General features: G+C 53.0%; 24 protein-coding genes. 7 read left to right on the top strand and 17 right to left on the bottom strand.

The annotated features are described in order from the left end of the window. From aroC to aspS, 9 genes are all read right to left on the bottom strand, one after another. Complete coding sequence (gene aroC, locus NXT01_RS01440; protein WP_259076696.1) at positions 1–1,206, bottom strand: chorismate synthase; 1,206 nt, start codon at positions 1,204–1,206, stop codon at positions 1–3. A gap of 37 nt (positions 1,207–1,243) precedes the next feature. Beyond that, entirely contained in the window at positions 1,244–1,630 is a 387-nt protein-coding gene (locus NXT01_RS01435) for an A24 family peptidase (protein ID WP_259076694.1), read from the bottom strand. Between the two features lie 64 nt (positions 1,631–1,694). Then, complete coding sequence (locus tag NXT01_RS01430; protein ID WP_259076682.1) at positions 1,695–2,507, bottom strand: shikimate dehydrogenase; 813 nt, start codon at positions 2,505–2,507, stop codon at positions 1,695–1,697. Positions 2,508–2,519: 12 nt separating this feature from the next. Further along, entirely contained in the window at positions 2,520–3,671 is a 1,152-nt protein-coding gene (mltG, locus tag NXT01_RS01425; RefSeq protein WP_259076680.1) for an endolytic transglycosylase MltG, read from the bottom strand. A gap of 89 nt (positions 3,672–3,760) precedes the next feature. Further along, a complete protein-coding gene (gene ruvX, locus NXT01_RS01420; protein WP_259076677.1) occupies positions 3,761–4,261 on the bottom strand; it encodes a Holliday junction resolvase RuvX in 501 nt (166 codons plus the stop codon). Positions 4,262–4,340: 79 nt separating this feature from the next. Continuing rightward, positions 4,341–7,007, bottom strand: a complete 2,667-nt coding sequence (gene alaS / locus NXT01_RS01415; RefSeq protein WP_259076674.1) for an alanine--tRNA ligase — start codon at positions 7,005–7,007, stop codon at positions 4,341–4,343. 62 nt (positions 7,008–7,069) lie between these two features. Continuing rightward, positions 7,070–8,395 carry a replication-associated recombination protein A gene (locus NXT01_RS01410; RefSeq protein WP_259076670.1) on the bottom strand — a complete coding sequence of 442 codons (1,326 nt, stop codon included), beginning with the start codon at positions 8,393–8,395 and terminating at the stop codon, positions 7,070–7,072. A 17-nt stretch (positions 8,396–8,412) separates the two neighbouring features. After that, the gene (locus tag NXT01_RS01405; protein WP_259076667.1) at positions 8,413–9,657 is read right to left on the bottom strand and encodes a phosphotransferase; all 1,245 of its coding nucleotides are present in this window, start codon (positions 9,655–9,657) and stop codon (positions 8,413–8,415) included. Positions 9,658–9,750: 93 nt separating this feature from the next. Next, entirely contained in the window at positions 9,751–11,550 is a 1,800-nt protein-coding gene (gene aspS, locus NXT01_RS01400; RefSeq protein WP_259076664.1) for an aspartate--tRNA ligase, read from the bottom strand. A gap of 290 nt (positions 11,551–11,840) precedes the next feature. On the opposite strand from aspS, the gene NXT01_RS01395 reads away from it, so the two are divergent. Next, a complete protein-coding gene (locus NXT01_RS01395) occupies positions 11,841–12,734 on the top strand; it encodes a neutral zinc metallopeptidase (RefSeq protein ID WP_259076661.1) in 894 nt (297 codons plus the stop codon). Here NXT01_RS01395 and NXT01_RS01390 read toward each other — a convergent pair. The 4 genes from NXT01_RS01390 to NXT01_RS01375 are packed head-to-tail and all read right to left on the bottom strand — an operon-like array spanning position 12,731 to position 14,318. Continuing rightward, positions 12,731–13,135, bottom strand: coding sequence for a YhgE/Pip family protein (locus tag NXT01_RS01390; protein WP_259076660.1), 405 nt, complete (start codon positions 13,133–13,135; stop codon positions 12,731–12,733). The two genes, NXT01_RS01395 and NXT01_RS01390, sit on opposite strands and share 4 nt — an antisense overlap. 15 nt (positions 13,136–13,150) lie before the next feature. After that, positions 13,151–13,573 (bottom strand): hypothetical protein, encoded by a 423-nt coding sequence (locus NXT01_RS01385; RefSeq protein WP_259077097.1) that lies wholly within the window; start codon positions 13,571–13,573, stop codon positions 13,151–13,153. 48 nt (positions 13,574–13,621) lie between these two features. Further along, positions 13,622–13,840 carry a hypothetical protein gene (locus NXT01_RS01380; protein ID WP_259076658.1) on the bottom strand — a complete coding sequence of 73 codons (219 nt, stop codon included), beginning with the start codon at positions 13,838–13,840 and terminating at the stop codon, positions 13,622–13,624. Positions 13,841–13,853: 13 nt separating this feature from the next. Then, entirely contained in the window at positions 13,854–14,318 is a 465-nt protein-coding gene (locus NXT01_RS01375) for a hypothetical protein (protein ID WP_259076655.1), read from the bottom strand. 1,452 nt (positions 14,319–15,770) lie between these two features. On the opposite strand from NXT01_RS01375, the gene NXT01_RS01370 reads away from it, so the two are divergent. Further along, positions 15,771–16,490 carry a hypothetical protein gene (locus NXT01_RS01370; protein ID WP_259076652.1) on the top strand — a complete coding sequence of 240 codons (720 nt, stop codon included), beginning with the start codon at positions 15,771–15,773 and terminating at the stop codon, positions 16,488–16,490. 39 nt (positions 16,491–16,529) lie between these two features. Further along, positions 16,530–17,885, top strand: a complete 1,356-nt coding sequence (locus NXT01_RS01365; RefSeq protein ID WP_259076650.1) for an L-serine ammonia-lyase — start codon at positions 16,530–16,532, stop codon at positions 17,883–17,885. A gap of 28 nt (positions 17,886–17,913) precedes the next feature. On the opposite strand, the gene hisS is transcribed toward NXT01_RS01365, so the two are convergent. The 3 genes from hisS to tpx all read right to left on the bottom strand — a co-directional run bounded on the left by hisS (position 17,914) and on the right by tpx (position 20,402). Further along, positions 17,914–19,182 (bottom strand): histidine--tRNA ligase, encoded by a 1,269-nt coding sequence (gene hisS, locus NXT01_RS01360; RefSeq protein ID WP_259076648.1) that lies wholly within the window; start codon positions 19,180–19,182, stop codon positions 17,914–17,916. 19 nt (positions 19,183–19,201) lie between these two features. Further along, a complete protein-coding gene (locus NXT01_RS01355; RefSeq protein WP_259076645.1) occupies positions 19,202–19,840 on the bottom strand; it encodes an MBL fold metallo-hydrolase in 639 nt (212 codons plus the stop codon). Between the two features lie 64 nt (positions 19,841–19,904). Beyond that, complete coding sequence (tpx, locus tag NXT01_RS01350; protein ID WP_259076643.1) at positions 19,905–20,402, bottom strand: thiol peroxidase; 498 nt, start codon at positions 20,400–20,402, stop codon at positions 19,905–19,907. A gap of 209 nt (positions 20,403–20,611) precedes the next feature. On the opposite strand from tpx, the gene NXT01_RS01345 reads away from it, so the two are divergent. The 4 genes from NXT01_RS01345 (at position 20,612) to NXT01_RS01330 (ending at position 23,228) form a co-directional block, all read left to right on the top strand. After that, positions 20,612–21,466: a peptidylprolyl isomerase gene (locus NXT01_RS01345; protein WP_259076641.1), complete on the top strand. Its 855-nt coding sequence runs from the start codon at positions 20,612–20,614 to the stop codon at positions 21,464–21,466. Positions 21,467–21,678: 212 nt separating this feature from the next. Further along, a complete protein-coding gene (locus NXT01_RS01340) occupies positions 21,679–21,951 on the top strand; it encodes a hypothetical protein (protein ID WP_259076639.1) in 273 nt (90 codons plus the stop codon). A 217-nt stretch (positions 21,952–22,168) separates the two neighbouring features. Continuing rightward, entirely contained in the window at positions 22,169–22,462 is a 294-nt protein-coding gene (locus NXT01_RS01335) for a hypothetical protein (protein ID WP_259076636.1), read from the top strand. Between the two features lie 238 nt (positions 22,463–22,700). Then, entirely contained in the window at positions 22,701–23,228 is a 528-nt protein-coding gene (locus tag NXT01_RS01330; protein WP_259076634.1) for a hypothetical protein, read from the top strand. A gap of 55 nt (positions 23,229–23,283) precedes the next feature. Here the strand turns inward: NXT01_RS01330 and NXT01_RS01325 are convergent, their stop codons facing one another. Next, positions 23,284–25,557, bottom strand: coding sequence for a bifunctional (p)ppGpp synthetase/guanosine-3',5'-bis(diphosphate) 3'-pyrophosphohydrolase (locus NXT01_RS01325; protein WP_259076622.1), 2,274 nt, complete (start codon positions 25,555–25,557; stop codon positions 23,284–23,286). Positions 25,558–25,643: the final 86 nt, after the last annotated feature.

Here is a 25,643-nt window from a genome sequence, read left to right as displayed (position 1 = left end):
CTAAAACGCTAGCCTGCGGGCGATCTGGTCTTGGTAGGCCGCGAAATTGCGAGAAGTTTCCACCAGGCTGTCGCCTCCAAATTTTTGCAGCACGGCTCGAGCTAGCACGAGAGCAACCATAGCCTCAGCCACCACTCCGGCCGCAGGAACTGCGCAAACGTCAGATCGCTGGTGGATCCCGGTGGCTGCACGTCCAGAATCGAGGTCCACAGTGCGCAGGGCGCGGGGTACCGTTGATATGGGTTTCATAGCACCTCGCACCACGAGACGTTCCCCATTAGTCATACCACCTTCAACACCACCAGCTCGGTTTGAAAGACGCCTTACCGTGCCGGATTCATCGCGCACCATCTCATCGTGAGCCTGACTGCCAAGGCGTCGAGCTTCCTCAAATCCATCGCCAATCTCGACCCCTTTGATAGCCTGTATGCTCATGACTGCCGCACTAAGTTGTGCATCTAGACGTTCTTCAGCACTGGTATGAGATCCTAGTCCAATCGGTAGACCGTCAACAATTACCTCGAAAATTCCTCCGAGGGTATCTCCCTGCTTCTTAGCCGCTTCAATCTCGTTGATCATTGACGCCTCAGCTCGCGGGGAAAACGCGCGCACGGGCGACTGGTCAATAGTTGTAGCGTCGGCTGCAACAGGGCTGGACCCGGGATCGACCTTAGAGCGACCTATAGAGACAATATGGCTGAACACTTCGACTCCCATGAGCTCTCGAAGGAGATTACGGGCGAGCGTAGCAATAGCAACTCGAGCGGCAGTCTCCCTAGCGGAAGCACGCTCGAGAACGGGACGGGCCTCCTGAAGATCATATTTCAACATTCCCGCGAAATCTGCATGTCCTGGACGAGGCCTCGTCAGTTTTTTCGCCCGACCAGAATCCAATTCTCGAGCCACGTGGGGATCATGTTCATCAAGACGATGAGGTGACATGACGGTGGTCCACTTAGGCCACTCAGTATTTCCAATCATCAAAGCGATGGGGCTCCCCATAGTTAGCCCGTGACGAATTCCCGACAGGAGACTAAGTTCATCTGCCTCAAATTTCATCCTCGCGCCCCGCCCGTAGCCTAGTCGGCGCCGCGCAAGTTGATAGGAAATATCCTCAGTCGTGATGGGCACGCCTGCGGGCATCCCCTCCATCACGGTGATGAGAGCTTGGCCGTGAGATTCGCCTGCTGTAGTCCATCGAAGCATGTGGCAATTATTGCACGAATAAGGGTACTTATGAATTCTACCCCCATATGAAATAGGTGCACACTGTCCCCGCTATCATCGCGGGGCCGTGGGCGATCCGTTGCTTTTTAAGGGCACAAGCTAACGCGATGGTGAAAATCTGCGCGAATATAATGGCCCACAGGACGTGGCTGCCGGCAATGAGACCTAAGGAGGGAGCGAGTTTTACATCACCCAAGCCCATTGCTAATGACTGCCCAGTTATTCGTGCACCTACAGCGATCACCGCATAGAGTCCGGACCAGACAATCGCTGGCCACCACAAATCTGATAGATAAAATGCTGGTACGAGGGCTGGAAGAGTAAGAATATTAGGAAGTCTATGGTAGCGAATATCAAAATAGCTCAGTGCTGCCATCCAAAACCCTGTCACTACGACCATCATGAGCTCTAAGGCTAGATGCCCGAGAGCTCCCTTGTCTTAGGAAACGGGCTTTTCCACAATATTCTCAGTTTTCCATAGAGAGGTGCTGGTTAAACGCGCTTCGCATCTGCTCTCGGGGAGCCGAACGACCAGTGAATATCTCAAACTGCTCATAGGCTTGATGAAGTAGCATCTCGTGGCCGCCGACCGCAGCCAGTCCCCGCGATTGAGCGAGCTGGACAAGGGGCGTGGGCCACGGGTCATAGATCACATCGAGTAGCGAAGTGCGGGCGAGAGCATCTTCATATCCCGCCAAAGCTCTACTGGGAACCGTGGAAATGAGAATATCGGCTCGCGCGGCTAGAGTAGCAAGATCCGCAGAGAAATCGCAGAATGCCAAATCGATCCCGACGGATGCTGCCAGAGAAGAAAACTCGGTAGCGCGGTCACTCCTGTTAACGATGGTGATCTTTTGAACACCAAGCTGGCCTAGTGCAAATACTGCCGGCCGAGCTGTTCCCCCAGCGCCGATAATAAGAGCCTGTCGAAACGGTGAGCGCGCTATTGCCACGAGGGCGCCAGTGATCCCCACACAATCAGTGTTATCGGCACCCCATCCGGTGCCTCTACGGACGAGGGTATTCGCTGATCCAATTACCTCTGCTCGCTCTGATTTGAAGTCAGCGCACTTTAAAGCGGCGAATTTGGCCGGCATGGTTACCGAAAAACCTAAGAAGTCCGGGGCAGCCGATTTTAAGAAATGTGCCAGCTCTCCTTCCTCCACAAGGTGCGCGCTGTAGCTCCAATCGTCCATATCAAGTGCTTGATACCCGGCATTGTGGATCAAGGGCGACAAGGAATGCTTGATAGGGGAACCGAGAACTGCAGCGCGGGGCACGAGATCATCAACCTATCGCTGTGAATCTAGTACGCCATTGGCGAGTGATTGATCGACTGCCTGCAAATGTTCCTCGAAGGTATTGGTAAAGACGGTTGTACCGGACTTGTCTACGGTCACAAAGAAGAGCCACTCGCCTGGTGCGGGGTTCTCCATGGCCTTGATAGCGGTAGTTCCGGCGGCTGCAATAGGAGAATCTGGAAGCCCGTCTTTAGCATAGGTATTCCACGGAGTCACTCGAGCACGGTCCTCCGCAGTTGTAGCTACCTCGACATCGTCGAGGCCGTAGTTGACAGTCGAGTCGAATTCTAGGCGCATGGGTTCTTCCAAACGATTGAGAATAACCCGTGCGACCTTGTCAAAATCACCCTCTGGAGCTTCACGCTCTACTAGAGAGGCTGCGGTTAACAATTCGTAAGGGGTCAATCCGATGGCTCGAGCGCGTGCTTCGATATTGGTATTTTCAAAGGTTTTGGAGGAACGCTTGAGCAGGTCGGCGAGAATTTCCTCGGCGCTAAAATGCGGGTCCACGACGTATTTGCCTGGCACGATCAGCCCCTCCAACCGGCGCGGATCGCTTGACCGTGCGGCCACCTGTGCCCTAGCCCACGTGGGGATATGGAGGTCATCCACATTGGCTGTTGCACCTGCTTGTTGCAGATCGGCGACGGACACGCAATTTGTCGAGCCCTCAAAACAGGTGACCGTAGATATCTGAGAATAAATGCCTGGGCGTTTCTTTCCTCCGACTACATTGACATCCATGAGGGTGGCACCACCTGGTATATCTAGCAGGTCGACTTGTTTGTCGTTATCAAGGAGGGCCCGCACCGCGGCAGCGGCACTCATCCCCTGGCGGAGGCGGTAAACTCCCGGCTGAATATTCCCAGCGGCTGGGTTGTTGGCGGCTGCGGTCTGAAATGCCGGGTCACTTGCAACAATTCCGCGCTCAACCAATTCAGGGCCCTTTTCGGCCATTGATGAGCCTTCTTCAATGACCACTAATTCCACTGCTCCGCTACCTTCGCCTTGAAAATCATAGGGTTTCTGGGTCGCGATACTAGCGCCGATATAGATTATTGCTCCGATAAGAAGCACTACCGAAGCGACGATTACGGCTACAGTACGCTCTCGGCGCTTGACATCATATGATTCGGTATCCATCCAACGTATCCATTTCCTCGGTTGATTCGCAGTGCTCGGCAGCTTAACTAATACTCATTGAATTATCAGACTAGTTGCTTTACCTATAATTATGGCAAATGGCGGTTGATATAGGCGAGTCGCCCATCCAACCACGACTGCAAAATTTCTACCGCTGCCGCTTGGTCGATTATCTTACGCCCCGCCTTCTCGTTGATACCTGATGTTCTTAACGCTTGCTGCGCGACCACAGTACTTAAGCGTTCATCAGCCATGCGTATAGGAATCTCGGGCAATCTCTGGGCGAGCCGCTCTGCAATATCCTGGGCGTGGAGTACACTTTTTGATCCGTGACCACGCAGGTCACGCGGTAAGCCCACGACTACTTCCACGACGTCGTTCTCTTCAACGATATCCACGAGACGATCAATGTCGGCTTTATCGTAGTCGTGGAAGCCAGTTTGTCGTTTTATAGTTTCCAGTGGCATGGCCATGGTGGCGCTGCTTCCCGAGAGCGCTGTACCGATACGCACAGTTCCCACATCTATCCCCAGACGGCGGCCCAATCCGGGATCATTGTGGCCGGGTTGATCGGGTTGCGGTGACTCCATCGTCAGTTGCTTCTCCTTAGATTGATGTTGAAAAAACAGGAGAACGAGCGTAGCTTGTCCTCCTGTTTCACCGTTGATGTTATGCGTGCTTGCGCAATTCGTCCTCGACAGCGTTAAATGCGCTCTCGATGCCATCTCTATTACTGCCAGATCCTTGGGCGAGATCAGGTTTTCCGCCACCGCGGCCATCGATATAGGAACCAATGAGCTTGACCAAGTCGCCAGCCTTAATACCAGCATCAATAGCTGCTGGGGTGACCGCTACCACGAACGGAACTTTATCCTGGTCAGGTGCAAGTAGCACCACCACTCCGGCGCCGTTGATTTTAGAGCGAATATCAGCAGCTAGTGATCGCAGATCCGAAGACTGTGTTCCCGCAGCTACCGTGGTGGTCACTAACTGGAAAGAGGCTATAGTTTGCGCCGTATCAAGTAGGTGACCTGCGCTGGCCATGAGTTGAGCTTGACGTAGATCAGCTATTTTTTTCTCGGCTTCTTTAAGTTTGGCAGCCAGCTGCGCCACTCGATCGGGTACTTCTTCACTCGGCGCTTTCAGCACTGTAGCTAAGCTCGAGACGGTGGCGTTTTGACGCGAGAGGTGGCGGAAAGAGTTCAGGCCCGAATAAGCCTCAATCCGCCGCACGCCAGATCCCACGGAAGATTCGCCGAGAACTGATACTGGGCCAATCTGTGAAGAATGGGATACATGGGTCCCGCCACATAATTCGATGGAAAATGGTCCACCCATTTCCACGACTCGGACTTCATGTCCGTAGTTCTCGCCAAAGAGCGCAAGGGCCCCCATGGACTTCGCTTCTTCAAGAGAAGTCTCAAGAGTGTGCACTTGCCAATCGCTATCGACCGCTTGGTTGGTGATTGCTTCGATTTCGGCTAATTGGCTCGGACTTAGCGCCTCTGTGTAGTTGAAGTCGAAGCGCAAATAACCCGGCTTGTTCATAGATCCCGCCTGTACGGCTGTAGGACCGAGCACCTGACGCAGAGCAGCGTGGATAATGTGGGTAGCCGAGTGTGCTTGGCGAGCCATGTGTCGCCACTCTTGATCGACACTTGCGGTTACGGTATCACCGAGACCAAGGCCACCAGCGGTCACAGTTGCGCGATGAATCCATAATTTCTTAGCAATCTTTTGTACGTCGTTAACCTTAAGAATCGTGTCACCATAGCGGATTCGTCCACGGTCACCTAGCTGTCCACCAGCCTCCGCATAAAGCGGGGTGGTATCAAGGATCACCTCAACGACGTCACCTTCATGGACTTCCGAGACCTTCTCGCCCTCTCGCAGCAAGCCAATAACCCTAGAATCAGCTTCGAGATTGTCGTATCCCACGAACTGTGTCGGGTGCTCATCCACCCACTCTCGGTAGATCGACAGATCGGTGTGCCCGTGTTTCTTTGCCTGAGAGTCGGCCTTGGCTCGAGCTCTCTGCTCGTTCATCAACTTATCAAAGCCCTCGGTGTCCACTGTCAGGCCGGCCTCTTGAGCCATTTCCAGGGTCAGATCAATTGGGAAACCATAGGTGTCATGAAGCGCAAAGGCATCGGCGCCGACGATGGTGGACTGTCCGCGATCCTTGACTTTATGTGCGGCATCTTCGAATAATTGGGTACCAGCTTCGAGGGTTTTCAGGAAGGCCTTTTCCTCGGTTATGGCCACCCGCAGAATGCGCTCACGATTGTCAGCAATCTCGGGATAGGACAAGGTCATCGTGTCCATGATGGTATTCATAAATACCTCCATTGTTTGTCCCTTTGCCCCCAAAAGGCGTGCTGACCGGGTGAGGCGGCGCAGCAGTCGACGCAAGATATAACCGCGTCCTTCATTTCCTGGAGTTACGCCATCGAGAATCAGCATCATGGCAGTGCGGGAATGGTCAGCAATCACGCGGAAGCGAATATCGTTGTCGTGATGGGCCCCGTATACGGCTCCTGTCTCACGCTGCGCGACCTCAATAACAGGGCGCAACAGGTCGGTTTCATAGACATTGTCTACGCCTTGGAGAAGGCAAGCAACACGCTCGATGCCCATACCAGTATCGATATTCTTTTTAGGTAGTGGGCCGAGGATTTCAAAATTGTCCTTACCAATTCCGGCACCCCGCTCATTTTGCATAAAAACTAGGTTCCAGATTTCCAAGTAACGGGAGTCATCAGCAATTGGACCCCCGTCCTTGCCGTAGGCCGGACCACGGTCATAATAGATTTCGGAACACGGGCCGCACGGGCCCGGAATTCCCATCGACCAGTAATTGTCGGCCATACCAAGTCGCTGAATTCGCTCTAACGGAATGCCCACCTGATGGTGCCAAATATCTGCTGCTTCATCGTCATCAAGATAAACGGTGACCCACAGTCTTTCCGGGTCAAAGCCGTAACCACCATCCTCCACAGAGTCGGTTAAAAGGGACCACGCGTGCTTAATGGCCCCCTCTTTGAAATATTGCCCGAACGAGAAGTTTCCTGCCATCTGGAAGAACGTATTGTGCCGAGTAGTTATTCCTACTTCCTCGATATCGAGAGTACGCACGCATTTCTGGATTGACGTTGCCGTGCCATTAGCAAAGGGGGGATTTTGCTGCCCCAAAAAGTAGGGTTTAAAGGGCACCATACCTGCATTGACAAAGAGCAGATTGGGGTCATCCAAAATAAGCGAGGCAGAAGGTACGGCCTCGTGACCAGCCTTGACAAAGTGGTTGGTAAAGCGCTCTCGAATCTCGTGAGTTTGCATTCTTCCTCTTTCTTATTTGCGCCCTTGGCTAGGGTGCACACACAAAACCGTTATTCTAGCACCTAGCCTCGAGTTAGTTGCCTTAGCCGCTCAAGTACCCGTTGCAGCCGCTTCTCACCGCCATGGTCAGTGGGACGATAGTATTCAGTCCCGCACAACGGATCAGGCAAATATTGCTGAGCGACCACCGCCAGGTCGCTATCGTGCGGATAAATATACCCTAAAGAATTGCCCATCTCCTTAGCACCGGAATAGTGGCCGTCACGTAAGTGGGCAGGGACAGTTCCAGTTTTACCTTTTCGTATATCATCAATCGCTGCATCGATAGCTCTTAGGGCGGCGTTCGATTTTGGTGCAGTGGCTAGGTAAATTGTGGCCTCCGCCAGCGGTATACGGGCCTCGGGTAAACCAATCAAAGCCGCCGCATCAGCTGCTGCAACCGCAATAGTTAGCGCGTGCGGATCGGCTAGGCCGATGTCCTCTGCAGCATGAATGATCAATCTGCGTGCAATAAACCGAGGGTCCTCCCCCGCCTCGATCATGCGAGCCAAATAATGGATAGCGGCGTCGGGGTCAGAACCGCGAATGGACTTGATAAAAGCGCTTGTCACATCATAGTGTTGGTCCCCATCGCGGTCATAGCGCACCACCGCCCGGTCCATGCTCTTCTCTACGATATCTACGCTTATCTCTCCCCCGTCTGGAACAGCTTCTGCAGCCGCTTCCAAATAGGTAAGAGAGCGTCTAGCATCTCCCGACGCTAGCTGTACCAGTAGCGCTCGAGCATCCTCGCTCAGAGAAATGCGAGAGTTAAGGCCACGCTCGCTGCCGACTGCACGCTGCAGAACATCACCGATATCCTGCTCACTCAAAGGCTGAAGGTGCAGAACGAGAGAGCGGGAGAGTAACGGAGCAACAACGGAAAAGCTGGGATTTTCTGTTGTGGCAGCCACCAAAAGAATATCTCGACGCTCGACCGCAGCAAGCAGGGCATCTTGCTGATTTTTTGAGAATCGATGGACCTCATCAATAAACAGCACAGTTTGCTGACCACTGCGCAGTGCAAACCGAGCTTGTTCGATAACCGCCCGGATCTCCTTGACTCCCGTATCGAGGGCAGAGAGCCCTTGGAAGCTGCGATTGGTTGCCTGCGAAATCAGTGAGGCTATCGTAGTCTTCCCCGTCCCCGGTGGACCATACAAAATGACACTGGCGGCCCCGTCCCCCTCGATCAAACGCCGCAGAGGTCGCCCATCACCTAAAAGATGTTTTTGACCGACCACCTCTTCCAGTGATACTGGCCGCATCCGCGCAGCAAGTGGAGCTTGAGAACTTACACGGAAATAATCACCGCCTTGTGGGGCAGGTGGATGTGTCTCAAAAATCATATACAGAAATCATCTACTTAGACGCTCAGCCGGCTGTTCATCGACGCGGCAAACTGTGCGACGTCTAGGATGCCTTCATCAAGATCTCGGGAGGCAAAACGCCGTAGAGCTTCGAAGGTTTGCTGTAAATCCTTTCTTATCAGCAAGACGTCCTCTTCGAGCTTTTGGGCGTTTTCGTTAAATAATTCATGGGCCCACGGGTCCACAGCCTCATATAGTGCCTGCACCAAACGCTCCGTGTTGGAAGCATCTTCGTTGATCGAGGAGAGTAGTTTAGCCTGCTGCGGGTCGTCGAGATCGATATGGGTCAATGCAATGGAAAAGAATGACCAGCCTACTAAGGCGGTAAGGATGCGCATATTTAAGCGAGCTCGGGAGGCTGTATTGGGCCACAAATTTGCCACCTCGTGCACCCAAGCGTCGATAAAGAGATCTGCCTCCTCGTCACTCATGGCTTGGGCCGAAATGAAGTGGGGGAACCCAGCTATGACAGATGCTACATCGAATGTTACATCTCGGAAGCCAGCCCACTCGTAGTCGAGGAAGTGAAGGCGATTTTTGACCACCAGGATATTGTCGGGGCTTAGATCAAAGGGGGTAAAGGCCCGGTGATTTCCGGAAATCAGGCGCCGTGCCGCGGTAGCAGCGACCCGCTTTACTTCGGGCGGAACTTCTATTCCAGCTGTTTCGACCAGTCTAATCCCGAAAGGGATGGACGCCGAAATTAATTCCTCGCGGTAGTTATTGAGAGCTACAATTTCATCGTTTTGATTTAACATTCTCGATAGCAGGATTCGAAAATCAGGCTCACGGCTAGCGGTAGCTGCATGCATTTGTCCTAAAGCTCGCCCTAGCCCACGCAATAGGGTGTCACGAGACGTTTGACTAGCTACGTTAAGTAGATCAGCGACGGTATCACCATCTCCAGCATCGGAGATGATGAGAATTTTTTGAGTGATATCGTGAGCAAGCAGCACTGGGCCAGGACGTACCGATTCCGGCATGCTGGTGGTGAATTGATAGGACGCTATTTCCCGCATGAGCCGCGATTGGGTCGCAGGATGATCGGCACCGGGAAGATATTTGACTACCAGTGATTTTTGCTGCAGAAATGGCGAGGGTTGCACCCTAGCTCTCAGCACCACAGCGCTACCGGATCCAGCAAGTTCTTCGACCTCCGCAAGTCGCTGTTCTCCGCCATAACGTTGAGAGAGTACTGATTCGGCGACTGCGATGATCTCGCTGTGCTGGGGGGAATTCATGAAACCACACCTTTTTCGAGTCAAATAGGTTTAAAGGGGGCTACCCTTACAACTAATGGTTAGCCCCCTCATCTTAGCGGTGATTGCGAACTCTTAGCTCTTTTTCTCAGCTTTCTTAGGCTGGGGCTTGAAATCCACACCGGTCTCCTTACGCTGCTGCGCGGGAATCGGAGCGGGAGCGTCCGTCAGTGGATCGACTCCGCCCCCTGACTTTGGGAAGGCGATCACATCACGGATCGAATCGAATCCTCCCAGAAGCGATACGATGCGGTCCCAACCAAAGGCGATACCACCATGAGGCGGCGCTCCAAAAGCAAAAGCTTCAAGGAGGAAACCAAATTTCTCGGCTGCTTCCTCTTTACTAATGCCCATCACTTTAAATACCCGCTCCTGGATATCCTTGCGATGAATACGAATGGAGCCGCCCCCAATCTCGTTACCGTTGCACACAATATCGTAGGCATAAGCTAAGGCTTGACCAGGATCGGTGTCAAAGGTGTCGAGACACTCAGGCTTAGGCGAGGTGAATGCGTGGTGCACAGCCGTCCACTGTGAATGGCCCAACGCCACGTCGCCCGAGGCGGTTGCATCAGCCGAGGGCTCAAAGAGCGGAGCATCGACAACCCAGGTGAAGGCCCACTCGCCATCCTTGATGAGATCTAGTTTGCGGGCGATCTCATTACGTGCCGCACCTAGCAGCGCGCGTGAGCTCTTGGTGTCACCTGCAGCAAAGAAAATACAATCGCCGGGTTTAGCACCGACATGGGCGGCAATACCAGCACGTTCCGAATCGGATAGATTTTTCGCGACGGGACCAGCTAGTTCGCCCTGATCATCGATAAGGATATATGCGAGACCGCGGGCGCCGCGCTGCTTGGCCCACTCCTGCCAGGCATCAAGCTGGCGTCGAGGTTGCGAGGCGCCACCTTCCATAACAACGGCACCAACGTACTCGTTTTGAAAGACCCTAAATGGTGTATCTTTGAAGAAATCGGTGCACTCGACCAACTTGATATCGAAGCGAAGATCAGGCTTGTCGGAGCCATAATATTTCATCGCATCTGCGTAGGTCATCCGTGGGATCGGCGTGGAAATCTCGTAGCCAATGAGTTTCCACAGTTCCTTAACAATCTCTTCGGCCAACGCAATAACGTCGTCTTGTTCCACAAAGCTCATCTCAATATCGAGCTGCGTGAACTCAGGCTGGCGGTCGGCGCGGAAATCTTCGTCTCGGTAGCAACGCGCAATTTGGTAGTAGCGCTCCATCCCAGCAACCATGAGCAGCTGCTTGAATAGCTGAGGGGATTGTGGCAGCGCGTACCACGAACCAGGGCGCAAACGTGCCGGCACGAGGAAGTCTCGGGCGCCTTCGGGGGTAGAACGAGTGAGAGTTGGGGTTTCGATCTCGACGAAGTTGTGGTGATCGAGAACCGTACGGGCAGCTTTGTTGGCTGCCGAACGCAGGCGTAACGCTCCCCCTTGTGCTGGTCGACGCAAGTCTAGGTAGCGGTATTTCAGTCGAGTTTCCTCGCCCACTTCGCCGCTCTTACTCGAGTCCTCTACTTGGAAAGGCAGCGGCTCTGCTTCGTTGAGCACCTCGATATCGCTGACGTTGACCTCAATATCGCCACTAGCAAGCTGAGGGTTCTCGGAACCCTCCGGGCGTGGTTCAACAGATCCGGTAATTTTAATGCAGAATTCGCTACGCAAGTGGTGTGCCTTTTCGGCCACGTCACTCTCACGGAAGACCACTTGAGCTAGGCCAGAGGAATCCCGTAGATCTATAAATATCACACCACCGTGATCACGACGACGGGAAACCCAACCAGTGAGGGTTACTGTTTCTCCAGCTAGTTCCTTGCGGAGTTCACCGGCGAGATGAGTGCGCAGCACGTGCACCAAATCCTTTCCATTTCTCTCAATAAGTCAAGAATGCAGACTCTCTTCTAAGCAATTCACCTTACACGCGTTGCACGAAGCTCCCAATATTCATCTCCCAGCTTTACCCATAGATTCTTGACCGTCTTATCTCCGAATTTCAGTCCCTGTGATCTCAACTGCCGCAACCGAGACCGATTACTGAGGCACTCTCTGCTTGCGCAGAAACGTATATGATCAAGAGACTTGTTGTGGACCAGATCAAAACCTGCTCATGCGATGTGATCAGGGTGGAGAGGGAACTAATGACTTTTCGTCATAACCAACGTAAAACTGCCCCCCGAGCTCGTACCGGTGGAGGAACCGGAAAAATCGCCTTGGGCGGAGGGGCAGGAACCATCATCCTTGTGCTGATTGTGTGGGCCCTTGGTGGAAGTCCGCAGGAAATCCTAGGCTTGCTCAACGGCCTTAATAGCCAAGACTCCTCGATGAGCGCGCCGGCGGGTCCGGCCCAATCCCTCGACCATTGCAAGACTGGCGCAGACGCCAACAACTACGTTGATTGCCGTATCGAGTTCACGGCCCTTTCCCTAGATGCTGTGTGGGCACGCGAATTACCACGACAAATTGGAATTAACTACAACAAGCCAGGGCTAGTGATCTTTACCGGCCGCACGCGATCAGCCTGCGGTGTGGCCGGTACCGCAACGGGGCCTTTCTATTGCCCTGGTGATAGGACCGCTTATTTTGATCCGGAATTCTTCCACCAGTTAGAAACACTCGGGGCCCGGAATGCTCCTTTTGCTCAAGAATATATTGTGGCCCATGAATTCGGCCATCATATCCAGCAACTGCAAGGAACACTGGGGCTATCCAACTATAACGATCCCGGCCCAGAGTCGAATGCGGTGCGTATAGAGTTGCAGGCTGATTGCTATGCTGGCATTTGGGCGCATTTTGCCGACAAAGGACCCGATGCTTTTCTGGAACCCGTCACCCGGGAGCAGGTGTTGGATGCACTCGCCGCCGCCCGAAGTGTGGGTGACGATCATATTCAACAACACAGAGGCGGTGAGGTTCGCCCGGACCTTTTCACCCATGGTCGTTCAGATCAGCGCGAAAAGGCCTTTTATGCCGGCTATCGTTCGGGAGAGATGAGCCAGTGCTCCCTCGACGCCATCCTCAATACAACTCGCTAAACGGACATCTCTGGACGGAAATCTCGCATCGTCCACTGCCGACGCCTCTTAGCAGCCAGCATGAATAGGCTCATAAATCCCATACCGATACCTACGAGAACCAGAACAGCTATGACGCCGCGGTGATTAGCGAATATCGAACCGTGATAGATCATCTCCCGCAGAAGATTTACCGAGTAGGACATGGGATCTATGGTATGGAATAAGCGCAGAGAGGTAGGCTGCGTCTCAGGTGGGTGGAGCCCGCCTGAGGAAACCACCTGCAAAGCCATAACTGCAATACACGACACCCGACCAACCGCTGGCCCCAGGAGAGCATTGAAGCCCTGCGTAATGGTGACAAAGCTCAACGAGACCAGGCACATGAATAACCACAAACCCACTTCATGGTGAGCGCGCAACTGTAAGGCACCTGCTTATACTACGAACATCGCTGTAGCCTGCGACAAGCTGATCATCGCTGCTGGAATATAGCTAGCGAGCACCCCGCTGAGCACTCCCGACCCAGAATCGACGGTGCGCCTGCCTAGAAGGCGCAGCAACACGACGATCACAGTGGAACTCTTGAACAACCCCAAAGAAACGAAGATGGGACTCAGTCCTGGACCAAATAGTCCGAGAGAATCCCGCGTTTCTAAGATTGGGACTCGCGTCGATATGCTGGCCGCCGCATTATCGGCACAATGGGGCATCTCATCGCGAGCTTGATGCAATTTCAAAGCTAGTTCGCCACTGCCGGCATCTAAAGTAACTAGCCCACTAGCCAACTGTGCGGCACCCACCGTGAGTTGCTCGGATCCGGCTGCCAACTGGGAGGTGCCGGAGGCAAGTGTGCGAATCCCACGACAAGTTCCGCAGAGCCGCCGTGCAGCAATTTTAGGCCCGACCTAGGCGATTTGCCCCGTGAGTCGCTTGATTGATACCCGATCGATATGCAGCATCAAGGTTGCTGAGCTGATGGTAAATTTCTTTTGCCCCATATTCAGTTGGTGCATCTGAGATATGAGATCCGGTCCCGAGCCTAGGCCACGCGCTCGACTATCGGACACCAGACTATCGGCAGCGTCGACAAGTGCTACTGCTTGGGGAATGCCCGTCAACCGCAACTCGGCACTCTAGTCAGTCAGTGGTACGAGAGCCCTTTTTTTGCGCGGCCACGAGACCAGTAGCGCTGCCGGTAAGTTTTTCTACGCCTTCCGAAAGCTTTTCCGCACCAGCGCCTAGCTGATTGGTGGCAGTTTGTAACTGATTCATACCCGCTGCACGTGCAGCGGCTCCCTCTACCGCGTCCCCTAGCTTCTCGCTAAGTAAGGTGGCACCGTTATCAAGCTCAACAACGCCAGCTTCAGCCCGCCGCATACTCTGTGCAAGCTCCGCGCTACCATCACGGAGTCCGGTAGCCCCCGCTTCCGCTCGAGCATAATCAACATGGAGAGGTGTAGCACCGACACTGGCACGCTCTAAACCTTTATCGATCGTGGAAAATCCCACCACCAATTGGTCGGCGACCTCGGTTCTCAAGTTTTCGCTTATAGTTGCGAGCACTCGTGTCACTACGTGGTTACCGAGGGTGGTTGCAATCAACCCATCAGCATTATCAAAGGCGGCATTAATAATAGCTCGGAGAGGATGGGGACTCGAGGCACTGACAATTGCCTGAGAAAAATCCCGAGGGATCTCCAGCCCAAAGTAGTACGTGCCGCTACCGAACCCCCTCTTTACTTCTGCAGCAGATACAAGATGACAACCAACAGCCTTCCCCTCAATAATTTTTTTAGGGCAACGAGCTCGCCTGCATTGACGTCCTCGCCCTTCACTGTTGCAGGCTGATCGGAGTTGATCAGGGCAACCGGTAATTGGTTGAGCCTACCTATAGGGTCCTAGTAACTCCATACGGAAAGGCCACCAAAAAGAAGCGGAAATAAGACGACACCCAAAATCACCAGCGGCGGCAACGTTCCGCGGCCAAAGCGTCCCAGCTCAGTGCCGATATGGAAAATACTCACAGCTATTTAACTCTCCCACATTCAGCATGCTGGTCCAGGTCTACCTGGTTCTGTGAATCTGGATGGGTCAAATTTAAAAAGATGCACTCTATTCCCGCCGTGTCACTGTTGCAGGAGCTAACGATCACTGGCATTGTAGCGCTGAACGCTCCGAGAATTTCCATACGCTGCTGCCACAGCTTTATACTGCGCAATTGGTCACAACCGTCGACGACCGACAGTCGTGCCTGCGGCCTGGACATTAAAGCCAGCACTATTGTTAGTAGGAATCGCTGATACGGCTCCAAATCTCCTACTATCGTTCTACTGGCTCTCGTATCTGGAATGCAGTCCTCTCCTGTAACACCGCCGGCAAAGCCAAGCGCTGAGACTAAAAACTGATAATATGCGAGATCGTCGATGCTGTTGGGTGTGCGGCGATACCATGGCAGCTGCCAAGCCGCCTGCTCTCGCACCACACTGCGAACTGTCAAACTCAAGGACCCCCGCAAGTCCAATAGCAGAAAAGCGTTCCTGGAGTGAGCGTGAATATTGGAGAAAAAATAACACCTCTTTTGGATTTCATGCGCCCAGCAAAAGTGAAGGAAAGGAGAGTTGATGCTCGTTTACGCGCTGTATAGGGGAATGTTGGCCCTCGATCCGGAACGCTAAAACCCGGGTACTCGTGTCCCGATTAGACTCTCAGCCTTCGGACAATCAAAAGCTCACCCACTGTTTCTTCGACCTCTTCTGAAGCCTCACTTCTTGACATATCAGCCACTAAGCCGCTGGTGTTGGGGTAATAAATTTGATCCCTCTAGCTAGTTTAATCCGATATTGCCGCACTGAAACCCACAAGGTCTGACCGCGTCTATAACCGGGACGGTAAGCAAACCATGCGCCCATAATTTTTCCAATCTCCGCCCTTCCACTTATTCTCTTTATTCTCTGTGACTTGAGCTGTTCCACCCGCATCCGTAATGACGCCACCCGTTTCACCTATCGAACAATTTTCGACCCTTGCGGCAGTATTTTTAGTTACAGTCAAGATATGGATTCCGCGACGACCGACTCCCACGTCCACCGTGCTTGGCCCTTCCTAGCAGCTTTCAATGATATCGAAAGCCTTTTGCGCGGTGAATTACAAGCCCCTCACCACGAAAGTTTTCGGCAACTTGTCTATGGTGCTGTTAAAGACAAATTACTAAGTAAAGATCAAGCTCAGATGCTGATCGATTTTGCCGAGCTTCGTAACGCCCTTGCGCACGGTGCCTATGATGAAGACTTCGAACCGATTGCCGAGCCCAATGAGAAAACGGTGCGCCAAATCGTCGCGCTACGGAAAATGCTACACACGACGCCTCCGGTAATGCAGGTGCTGCCCCCACAAAAGGTCCGCATCTTCAAACCACATCATCCTATTGTCCAGCTGCTGAGTTCTCGTGTGAACAAGTACCCGATCTACAAAGGAGATATATTCCAGAGATTATTGATTCCCGCCGATATCATCGACTATTTGCGCGACAGTTCTTCGCAATGGACAATCCCTGAAACGCTGCGAGTTGAGGACATAATAGCCCAGTCAGCCAAGCACCGACCTGTAGTTTTTCTTGATCAACTCGCTACGGTCCCCGAGGTTATCACAGCACTGAATACAATCGGTGAGTCCGAACGTCCGCAGGCGGTCATCATCACAGCTCATGGGCGGCGCGATGAGAAAGCGATACGTCTGATAACAGCAAGCGAAGCAATCCGCCTAGCGCAGAGCTAACGGTGCTCCTTTCCGTGCCATTTATTACGATCGCCAATTATGACTATCAGCGTGAAGGATCTTTTCAGTATCGGGATTGGCCCGTCATCGTCCCATACTGTCGGACCCATGCGGGCCGCTAAAATCTTTGCCGAAACCGCCGCCCTGCAACCTGGCGATCATGTGACGATCACTCTGTATGGCTCGCTTGCGGCTACCGGGAAGGGTCACGGGACCGACCGTGCCATACTTTTAGGTCTAGCAGGCTATGCCCCGGAAACTATATCCCCTCATACAACACCGGTATATGGAACCGCTATTCCTGTAGACGGTAAGATCGCTGAAATCACGTATCACCTAGAGTTCTCACCCGTACCCCTCGCCGAACACCCCAACGCACTCACCTTCGCAACTGATGCGATCAGCCGTAGATATTTCTCGGTAGGTGGCGGCTTTGTTGTCAGCGCAGATGACCTCGGGATATCTCAGCGTTTAGCTAACACCGCCAGCTCCGCGAGCTCCCGAGAGCCTCATCCCTTTCATTCCGCACACGAGCTATTAAAACTGACACGGAGTATCCGGCTCCCGATTCCGGACATTATCGTAGCCAACGAAAGCGCTATCGATAACTCAGGCCTCGACGTCTGTGCCTATCTTGACCTGGTATGGCAACATATGCAAGAGTGCGTCCGCTCGGGTCTGACAACACGCGGGGTACTGCCAGGTGGATTGCATATTGCGCGCCGGGCGCCCGATCTTTATGCGCGTCTCACCACCCTTGAGGACGCAGAGCACCAGGATATTTTAGCGGGTATGGAATGGCTCAACGTCTACGCTTTAGCTGTCAATGAGGAAAACGCAGTGGGCGGAAGAGTTGTGACTGCGCCCACCAACGGTGCCGCGGGTATCATCCCAGCAGTCATGCACTATATAAGAGATTTTCGGAAGCCGAGCAACCCCATGTGGCACCGCGACTTCCTCCTGACCACAGGAGCTATAGGGATAATAATCAAGAAAAATGCCTCCATTTCCGGGGCCGAGGTTGGCTGCCAGGGAGAGGTTGGTTCTGCGGCTGCTATGGCGAGTGCCGGATTGGCCCAAGTTTTGGGCGCAAGCCCTTCACATATCGAAAATGCTGCCGAAATCGCACTTGAACATAATTTAGGTTTGACGTGCGATCCGGTAGGCGGCCTTGTACAAATCCCCTGTATCGAAAGAAATGCAATTGCAGCTGTTAAGGCTGTCAATGCGGCGCGTCTGGCCCTGCTCGGCAGTGGTCTGCACCGAGTTTCACTCGACGATGTCATCCAAACAATGGCCGAAACCGGCCGCGATATGATGAGCAAATATAAAGAAACCTCCACGGGTGGTCTCGCAGTCACCCTAGGTTTGCCGGTCTCTCTAACCGAATGTTAGACAGCGGCTGCGCCAGAGGGCTGATCCTTTATATATCGAGCACGTATTCAATCACCTTATTGCGGGCAACCTCGATCTGTTCGTGAGTTTTGAGGTTCTTCACGCTCACCACCCCGGCTGCCAGCTCGGAATCGCCAATCACCACAGCGATCCGCGCCCCCGCACGATCTGCGCCCTTCATGGCCCCTTTCAGCCCGCGATCGCCGTAGGCCATATCCGCACTAATCCCCGCGGCACGCAGCTCATCGATAATTTTCACCATAGCGCTTTTCGCTTCGCCGCCTAAGGCGATGCCATATACTTCAACTTTACTATTATCGGTGAGGCTTCGGTTTTCCGCATCGAGCGCCAGCAGAGCTCTGTCAATTCCGAGACCGAAACCGATTCCGGAGAGGTCTTGACCTCCTAATTGTGACATCAGGCCATCATAGCGGCCCCCGCCCCCGATTCCGGACTGCGCACCCAGACCGTCGTGGACGAATTCAAAACAGGTCTTGGTATAATAGTCTAAGCCGCGCACCATACGAGGATTGATTTCATAGTGCACCTCCAGGTCGTCGAGATGCCCCGTTAGTTTTTCGAAGTGGGCTTGGCTCTCGGCAGACAGATAATCTAGCATCAGCGGAGCGTTATGAGTCATCTCTTGGACCTCTGCACGCTTATCATCTAAGACTCGCAGCGGATTTAATGCAGCACGGCGACGAGTTTCCTCATCGAGCGGTAAAGTGAACAAGAATTCTTGCAGCTTTTCACGGTATTGTGGTCGGCAATGGCGGTCACCCAAACTTGTCAACTCGAGGCGGTAGCCTGTGAGCCCGATGCTTCGGAAGCATCGATCAGCTAGCGCAATGACTTCGGCATCAAGGGCGGGATCGTCCACTCCAATAGCCTCAACGCCCATTTGTTGCAACTGCCTGTAGCGTCCGGCTTGCGGGCGCTCATAGCGGAAAAATGGCCCCTGATAGCAAAGTTTAACGGGAAGCTGTCCGCGATCCAGGTTATGCTCGATTACCGCGCGCATGACACCCGCCGTGCCCTCAGGGCGCAGGGTCACAGAGCGGTTTCCACGATCCGCGAAGGTATACATCTCCTTGGAGACCACATCCGTTGATTCCCCTACACCGCGGGCGAAAAGTGAAGTTTCTTCAAAGATTGGCAACTCGATATGCTCAAATCCGGCGCGGTGGGCGTGGTTGAGAAATGTATCACGAACTGCTAAGAATTCACGCGATCGTGGGGGAATATAATCGGGGACGCCCTTAGGGGCGGAGATTTTGGAGAGCTTCTTTTCAGACACGAATTTCAACCTTAGTGAGTTATGCGAATTTAGCAAGAAATGGATTTGAGCGTTTTTCTTCACGTATCGTGGTCAAAGCCCCGTGTCCGGGAAGCACATCGAGGGTATCGTCCAGGGCCATCACTTCCTCCCTCAATGACTTCTCCATATCTGCTGGGGAAGAAGTAGGTAGATCAGTGCGTCCAATGGTTCCTTGGAACAGCACATCTCCAGTAAAGACGACCTTTTTTCCAACCAGAAGTATGGATCCGGCTGTGTGCCCAGGCGCGTGACGAACACTCAGCACCTCCTCTCCGACATTCAAGGTATCTAAATGTCGGAGAGCCTGTAGATTTTTTACTTGAGGCATGTGGTGGGCTCGAAATAGCACGCGCGATTCGTCGCTGAGGCCGGCCCCACCGTCAAGCATAAAAGCGTCGTCAGGGTGAATATAGACCGGTATATTAAAGCGATTCCCCAGTTCGGCGGCGCTGCGAGTGTGATCGAGGTGCCCATGAGTGAGCACGATACGCTCGGGATCTACTCGCTCAGTGCGACAGTGAGCTACTACTTTATCGATGGCATGCATACCTGGGTCGATAATTGTTGCCCGCCCCTCATACGTCAGAATATAGCAATTCGTTTGGTAGGGGCCCGTGGGGAATCCGAATATCTTCATGCCAACCACATTAAAGCACCTGGAGGGCGGGCTCCAAGAAGTTTTGGGATACGAACTCTAACTTTTAGCCCAGCACCGCAAGTGCCGCATCATAACTAGGCTCTTGCGCGATTTCTTCGACAAGCTCCACGTGGCGGACGATACCACTCTCATCAACCACGATGACCGCCCGGGCGAGCAAACCAGCGAGTGGAGAGCCAGCAAGAAGAACTCCCATATTTTTTCCGAAACTGGAGCGGAAACTCGAAACAGTTTCGACCTTGTTAATGCCCTCTGCCCCGCAGAATCGAGATTGCGCGAAGGGAAGATCTGCCGAGATACAGAGGATGACTGTATTGTCCAGTTGCGAGGCTTTTTCATTGAAGACTCGAACCGATTGGGCACATACCCCCGTATCTACCGAGGGGAATATATTAAGTATAAGACGCTTGCCTTCAAAATCGGCATTCGTTACTTCGCTTAGGTCTCCTTTAACGAGCGCGAATGATGGTAGTTTGTCGCCGACCACCGGGAGGTCTCCGACTAGTGGAACTTCGTTTCCGTGGAAATGTGTAGTACTCATAGTCTTCAAGAGTAGCGCCACTTCACCGACTTCACCGTCGATAGGCTAAAGTCGTTGAACGGGGACGATATCGAATCAGTCCGTGGGCTTTTCCCTTGATCGTCTGATGAACTCTGTTCCCGCTTCACTCCCACCTTGGCAGTTGATGACCGACGGGGTGGGGGCAGCCTGCTCCATCACTAGCATACGTCGAAGATTAAGGAATTTTGGTGAGCGATAACAAACAACGTCGTGAAGAAGCACTACGCGATTTGGAGAAGGAGATTGCTTCGCGGGATCGAGCCGAGCGCCTTAAACCACTGGGATTGATTCTCACTGCAGCTTTAGCAATTGTGGTTATCATAGGCGGCGTTGTTCTCGCAGTGAAGTACACCGGTGATGACGCCAGCAATTCAGCGGCGGAGTCAATCGATCAAGAGGACTCTTTTGCAGCCGAACCTCTGACTCTAGCCCGCGCTGAGTCTCTGCAGGATACGGTAAGTTGCGACTACGCTGAGTCTGGTACTGCTGCAAAGAAGGTGAGCTTGCCAGATACATCCAATATCCAGGCAACTGGCACAGTATCTGCAACAATGACTACGAATAGCGGCGAGATCAATCTCGACCTCGATCGCTCGGTTTCCCCCTGCACGGTTAATGCCTTCACGCACTTAGCTTCAGAGGGTTATTTCAACGACACCGTCTGTCACCGTCTGACTACGTCTGAAGGCCTGAAAGTACTGCAGTGCGGTGACCCCACCGGAACTGGCACTGGTGGGCCTGGCTTTAGTTTCGCCAACGAGTACCCCACCGACGAAGCGTCTGAGGATGCGGCAACTTTACCGGTGATCTATCCCCGCGGCACCATCGCAATGGCTAATTCAGGCCCTGATACCAATGGCTCGCAATTCTTCCTTAACTACGGCGATTCCACCCTCCCTCCCCAATACACCTACTTTGGCAAGATCGATGAAGCTGGTCTTAAGACCTTAGATGCTATCGCCAAGGAAGGTGTCGACGGCGACGCGATGGACGGTGCACCAGCCAAAGAAGTCAAGATTTCTAAGGTAACCGTGGGCTCTTAGATCTTCCGGGCCACCTACCCAGCGAAAATACCCGATGCTCGAGAATGACCTCTGACATCGGGTATTTCCATATGCACAGGCTACGATCTTGGCTAGGGCCCTTGAAAAAACTGAAGAACTTCCCTATCTTGGTCACTGTAGGCGTATCTGGAATATTGACATCTTCAACGCCAGATTCACTTCACTTACTCTCATCTCGAAAGAAGGCTTTTATGAAGCGCTTTTCCCGTTCCACTGTTGCTGCCCTGGCTCTGTCTGCAGCCATGATTGGTGGCGCGACTACCCCCGCTATCGCCGCTGAGGCCCCGAAGGATGACTCCTTCTTTGCTGGACTCGCCTTTATGTCCTCGGAAACCGATGCCAACGGCAATACCATCCCCAGCCCTGACAAGGTCAAGGATTTTATCAAAATGATCAGTGATATCCTGCGCACCCTGGAATCTCTCACCAGCCTCGCCGGCAAAGCAAATAACCTATTTGGTTAATGCGGGTTATCGCAAATGCGGTGACAGTTGCCCTTGAATGGGGGCAAGTTAAAAACACTCGAAGGGCGAAGTTAGAAATTGACACAAGTTGTGAGACAATTACTGTCACAAGCGAGAGGAAAATTTCTTCCGCCCGGCTTCATTCTTAGCATTGCTTTCACTCATGCTAAGATCAAAGCACTCAACACAGATCTACCCTCTTAATAAAAGGATAAGTATGAAAATTATTCGCACCGCCGTGGCTTCCATTGCCACCGCTGCTCTGTTGACCACTGGAACCGCCGCTGTTTCCCAGGCTGCGACCACTACTTCAACCTCCACTGCCCCTGATTCACCTAAGCCAACCGGTGAGCGCTCATCCTCCGAGGACCTTCAGGCTGGTTCCCAGGATGCAAACGGCAATATCTCCGCCAAGAAGATTGGTGAATGGATCGGGGTTATCACCAGCGTCATCAGCGTTTTGGGTGCCCTGCTAGGCTTCCTCGCTAAGGCTCAGAAGCAACTTTTCTAATTCGGTAACTACAGTAACGCCGTAGCTACGTACAGTTATTTTGACGAGTGGAATCTCTTTGCAGAGAATCCACTCGTCTCCTTGTTTCTACGTTTGCTAATGTCTTTAGCAGACCATCAGCTCTATCAACTGATGTGATTCACGGCCGTCACTTTTACCGCCTTGGTTCTGAGACGGAACTGGGACGGCTGACGCAGGAAACATCATATACGCTCCACAAGAAAGCTCAGAAACAATCATGAAAAAGTTAAAGCGGAACCTAGCCACAACCATCGCTTTGAGTATTGCGCTCAGCACCACCGTCTCGCCAGTCACCGCAGCAGAACCTCCTGCTGTACCGACGACTAGCGCGCCGATGGCTTCTCCAGTGGAGACGTCCGTACAAATACCCGTAACCACCACTCCCTCCGCAAGTGCGTCAGAGACCACCAGTGAGGTCCCACTCCCGGAGAAAACCTCCACAACTAAAGCCCCTTCTCCTACCACCGAACCTAAGCCTGAGAAACCGAGTAAAGAGGGCTCCAGCTTCAAAAACGTCCTCTTGGCTCTCATCAATGCCATCACTGGAGGTAATCTCTCCAATCTTCTCGGGCTGGGAGGAGATGCTAATAAGGGTGGCACTAATAACGAAGCAACAGAGGATAAAGAGCCCCAAACCGACCTGGAAAAAGCCACCGCTTGGATCGGTATAGCGGCCACCATCTTTAGCGCTCTCGGGGCACTTTTTGGCCTGGTTGCTAAAGCTCGAGAATTATTGAAGATTTAAGCTAACAGCAAGGAACTGCACCTACCCGCACGAGGGAGGTGCAGTTAAATTATGTTCACAGCACTCGGTAGACATCGAAAACGCCCTCAATGTTTCGAAGTTGCACCATGAGCGCTCCCAGTTGCTTTTTATCAGATACCGTAAATTTAAAGCGCACTGTCGCGATATGATCATCGGCTGCTGTTGAACTCATCGACAGGACAACAACCTTCTGCTCACTAACTACCTTGGTAATTTCCATTAAGAGGCCGGTGCGATCGAGCGCCTGCAGCTCGAGATCCGCCTGAAATACCCCTCCGCTACCTTCGTGTGCCCATGACACTTCTTTTAGGCGCTCTGGTTCTTTACGCAGTTGAGGCGCATTGCGACAATCTGCTCGATGGACACTGACTCCCCCACCGCGGGTAACATAACCAAAAATCTCGTCCCCTGGTACCGGCGTGCAGCACTGTGCGAGTTTAGCCATAACATCAGGAACATCTTCAACGAGGACACCAGCCTCGGAGGTTGCGGGAACTCGACTCGATACCAGCTCGCTAAAGGGTGTGCGTGAAACGAGATCATCCTCGGCGTCGTCGAGATCACCAAATTTAGCTATTAGTCTCTTTGTTACATGAGCTGCCGACACCGTACCTGCACCGATTGCGGTATAGAGCGCATCTACATCGTTATAGTGCAGTTCCCGAGACACTGCCTTCATTGATTCCGCGGTGAAAAGACGGTGTAGCGGTAAACCCCCGCGCTGAATTTCGGCGGCGAGCGCGTCACGTCCGGCGTCGAGGTACTCCTCGCGGCGCTCTTTAGCAAACCACTGTCGAATTTTTGCCTTTGCGCGAGGGCTGACTACAAAATCCTGCCAATCTCGAGAGGGGCCGGCCTGGCTATCTTTGGAGGTGAAGATCTCCACTCGGTCGCCGCTGTCCAAGGTGGATTCTAGAGCAACGAGCTTGCCATTGATCTTAGCCCCGATACAGCGGTGCCCCACCTCTGTGTGGACCGCATAGGCAAAGTCAACGGGGGTTGACTTAACTGGAAGACTGATGACATCACCGTGGGGTGTGAATACAAATATTTGCTTAGCGGTGAGATCAAAGCGGAGGGAGTCTAAGAATTCATTGGGATCGGCTGCCTCTCGTTGCCAGTCGAGTAATTGGCGCATCCAGGACATCTGATCGACCTCGGATTCGCCACCCTTCTGCGAACCTTTAGTTTCCTTATAGCGCCAGTGAGCTGCAATACCGTATTCAGCATTGAAGTGCATCTCCCGGGTCCTGATCTGAATCTCGAGTGGTTTGCCACCCTCGCCCATCACCGTAGTGTGGAGGGATTGATAGACTCCAAATTTTGGACTTGAAATATAGTCCTTGAATCGCCCTGGCATGGCCGCGAAGAGGGAGTGCGCTACGCCCACCGCGGCGTAGCAGTTATGCACCGTGTCGGTGAGGATGCGAATTCCAACCAGGTCAAAGATCTCGTCGAATTCTTTGCCGCGAATGATCATCTTTTGGTAGATAGACCAGTAATGTTTCGGCCGACCCATCACTTCGGCTTCGATATTAGCCTCTTTGAGCCCTTGATGAAGTTGATCAATAATCTCGGTTAAGTATCGGTCCCGTGAGGGGGCCCGGTCGGCAACTAATCGGACCACTTCCTCATACTTCTTGGGATAGAGGATAGCGAAAGCCAAATCCTCCAACTCCCACTTCACGCTCGCCATGCCAAGACGGTGTGCCAAAGGTGCGATCACTTCGAGTGTTTCGCGGGCCTTCTTTGCCTGCTTTTCTGGCGGTAAGAAGCGCATAGTACGCATATTATGAAGCCGGTCGGCTACCTTAATAACGACCACTCGCGGATCTTGGGCCATTGCGACGATCATCTTTCGTATCGTCTCAGCCTCGGCCGCCGCTCCCAATGCGACTTTATCGAGCTTGGTGACGCCATCGACTAACCTAGCTACTTCTTCGCCAAATTCCATCGATAGATCGTGGATTGTATAGTCTTCGCAATCTTCGACGGTGTCGTGGAGGAGGGCTGCAATAAGCGTGGTGGTGTCCATACCAATTTCGGCAGCGATCGTGGCCACCGCTAACGGATGGGTGATATAAGGCTCCCCCGACTTTCGCAGAACACCAGCATGGAGTTTTTCTGCGGTGTCATAGGCGCGCGAGAGAGTCGCTATGTCGGCCTTCGGATGAAATTGCCGGTGAATACTCAAAAGTGGATCTAATACAGGATTTACTTTTACGCGGTTGCTGGTTAAGCTCCGCGCCAAGCGAGCTGACATGCTGCGCACAGTAGATGGCTGTTTATTAGTACTGCGTTGACTCATCTCATCTCAGCTTTCCCTATTAGCCCTGTCTTAACTTTGAATTTAACAATACCCGTACCGAGAGAGACTTCGTCGATATCGGAAAG

It is taken from the genome of Corynebacterium sp. ES2775-CONJ, assembly GCF_024814515.1.
Classification (GTDB): Bacteria; Actinomycetota; Actinomycetes; order Mycobacteriales; family Mycobacteriaceae; genus Corynebacterium.
This window is presented reverse-complemented; position numbering and strand designations above follow the sequence as displayed.

Bases quoted from the DNA above. Each gene is read 5' to 3' on its own strand.
- NXT01_RS01355 (WP_259076645.1), bottom strand. From the start codon at position 19,840: ATGAAGATATTCGGATTCCCCACGGGCCCCTACCAAACGAATTGCTAT.
- NXT01_RS01410 (WP_259076670.1), bottom strand. From the start codon at position 8,395: ATGATTTTTGAGACACATCCACCTGCCCCACAAGGCGGTGATTATTTC.
- ruvX (WP_259076677.1), bottom strand. From the start codon at position 4,261: ATGGAGTCACCGCAACCCGATCAACCCGGCCACAATGATCCCGGATTG.
- NXT01_RS01395 (WP_259076661.1), top strand. From the start codon at position 11,841: ATGACTTTTCGTCATAACCAACGTAAAACTGCCCCCCGAGCTCGTACC.
- aroC (WP_259076696.1), bottom strand. From the start codon at position 1,206: ATGCTTCGATGGACTACAGCAGGCGAATCTCACGGCCAAGCTCTCATC.
- alaS (WP_259076674.1), bottom strand. From the start codon at position 7,007: ATGCAAACTCACGAGATTCGAGAGCGCTTTACCAACCACTTTGTCAAG.
- NXT01_RS01370 (WP_259076652.1), top strand. From the start codon at position 15,771: ATGGATTCCGCGACGACCGACTCCCACGTCCACCGTGCTTGGCCCTTC.
- NXT01_RS01405 (WP_259076667.1), bottom strand. From the start codon at position 9,657: ATGAATTCCCCCCAGCACAGCGAGATCATCGCAGTCGCCGAATCAGTA.
- NXT01_RS01365 (WP_259076650.1), top strand. From the start codon at position 16,530: ATGACTATCAGCGTGAAGGATCTTTTCAGTATCGGGATTGGCCCGTCA.
- NXT01_RS01340 (WP_259076639.1), top strand. From the start codon at position 21,679: ATGAAGCGCTTTTCCCGTTCCACTGTTGCTGCCCTGGCTCTGTCTGCA.
- tpx (WP_259076643.1), bottom strand. From the start codon at position 20,402: ATGAGTACTACACATTTCCACGGAAACGAAGTTCCACTAGTCGGAGAC.
- NXT01_RS01335 (WP_259076636.1), top strand. From the start codon at position 22,169: ATGAAAATTATTCGCACCGCCGTGGCTTCCATTGCCACCGCTGCTCTG.
- NXT01_RS01435 (WP_259076694.1), bottom strand. From the start codon at position 1,630: ATGATGGTCGTAGTGACAGGGTTTTGGATGGCAGCACTGAGCTATTTT.
- NXT01_RS01330 (WP_259076634.1), top strand. From the start codon at position 22,701: ATGAAAAAGTTAAAGCGGAACCTAGCCACAACCATCGCTTTGAGTATT.
- NXT01_RS01325 (WP_259076622.1), bottom strand. From the start codon at position 25,557: ATGAGTCAACGCAGTACTAATAAACAGCCATCTACTGTGCGCAGCATG.
- mltG (WP_259076680.1), bottom strand. From the start codon at position 3,671: ATGGATACCGAATCATATGATGTCAAGCGCCGAGAGCGTACTGTAGCC.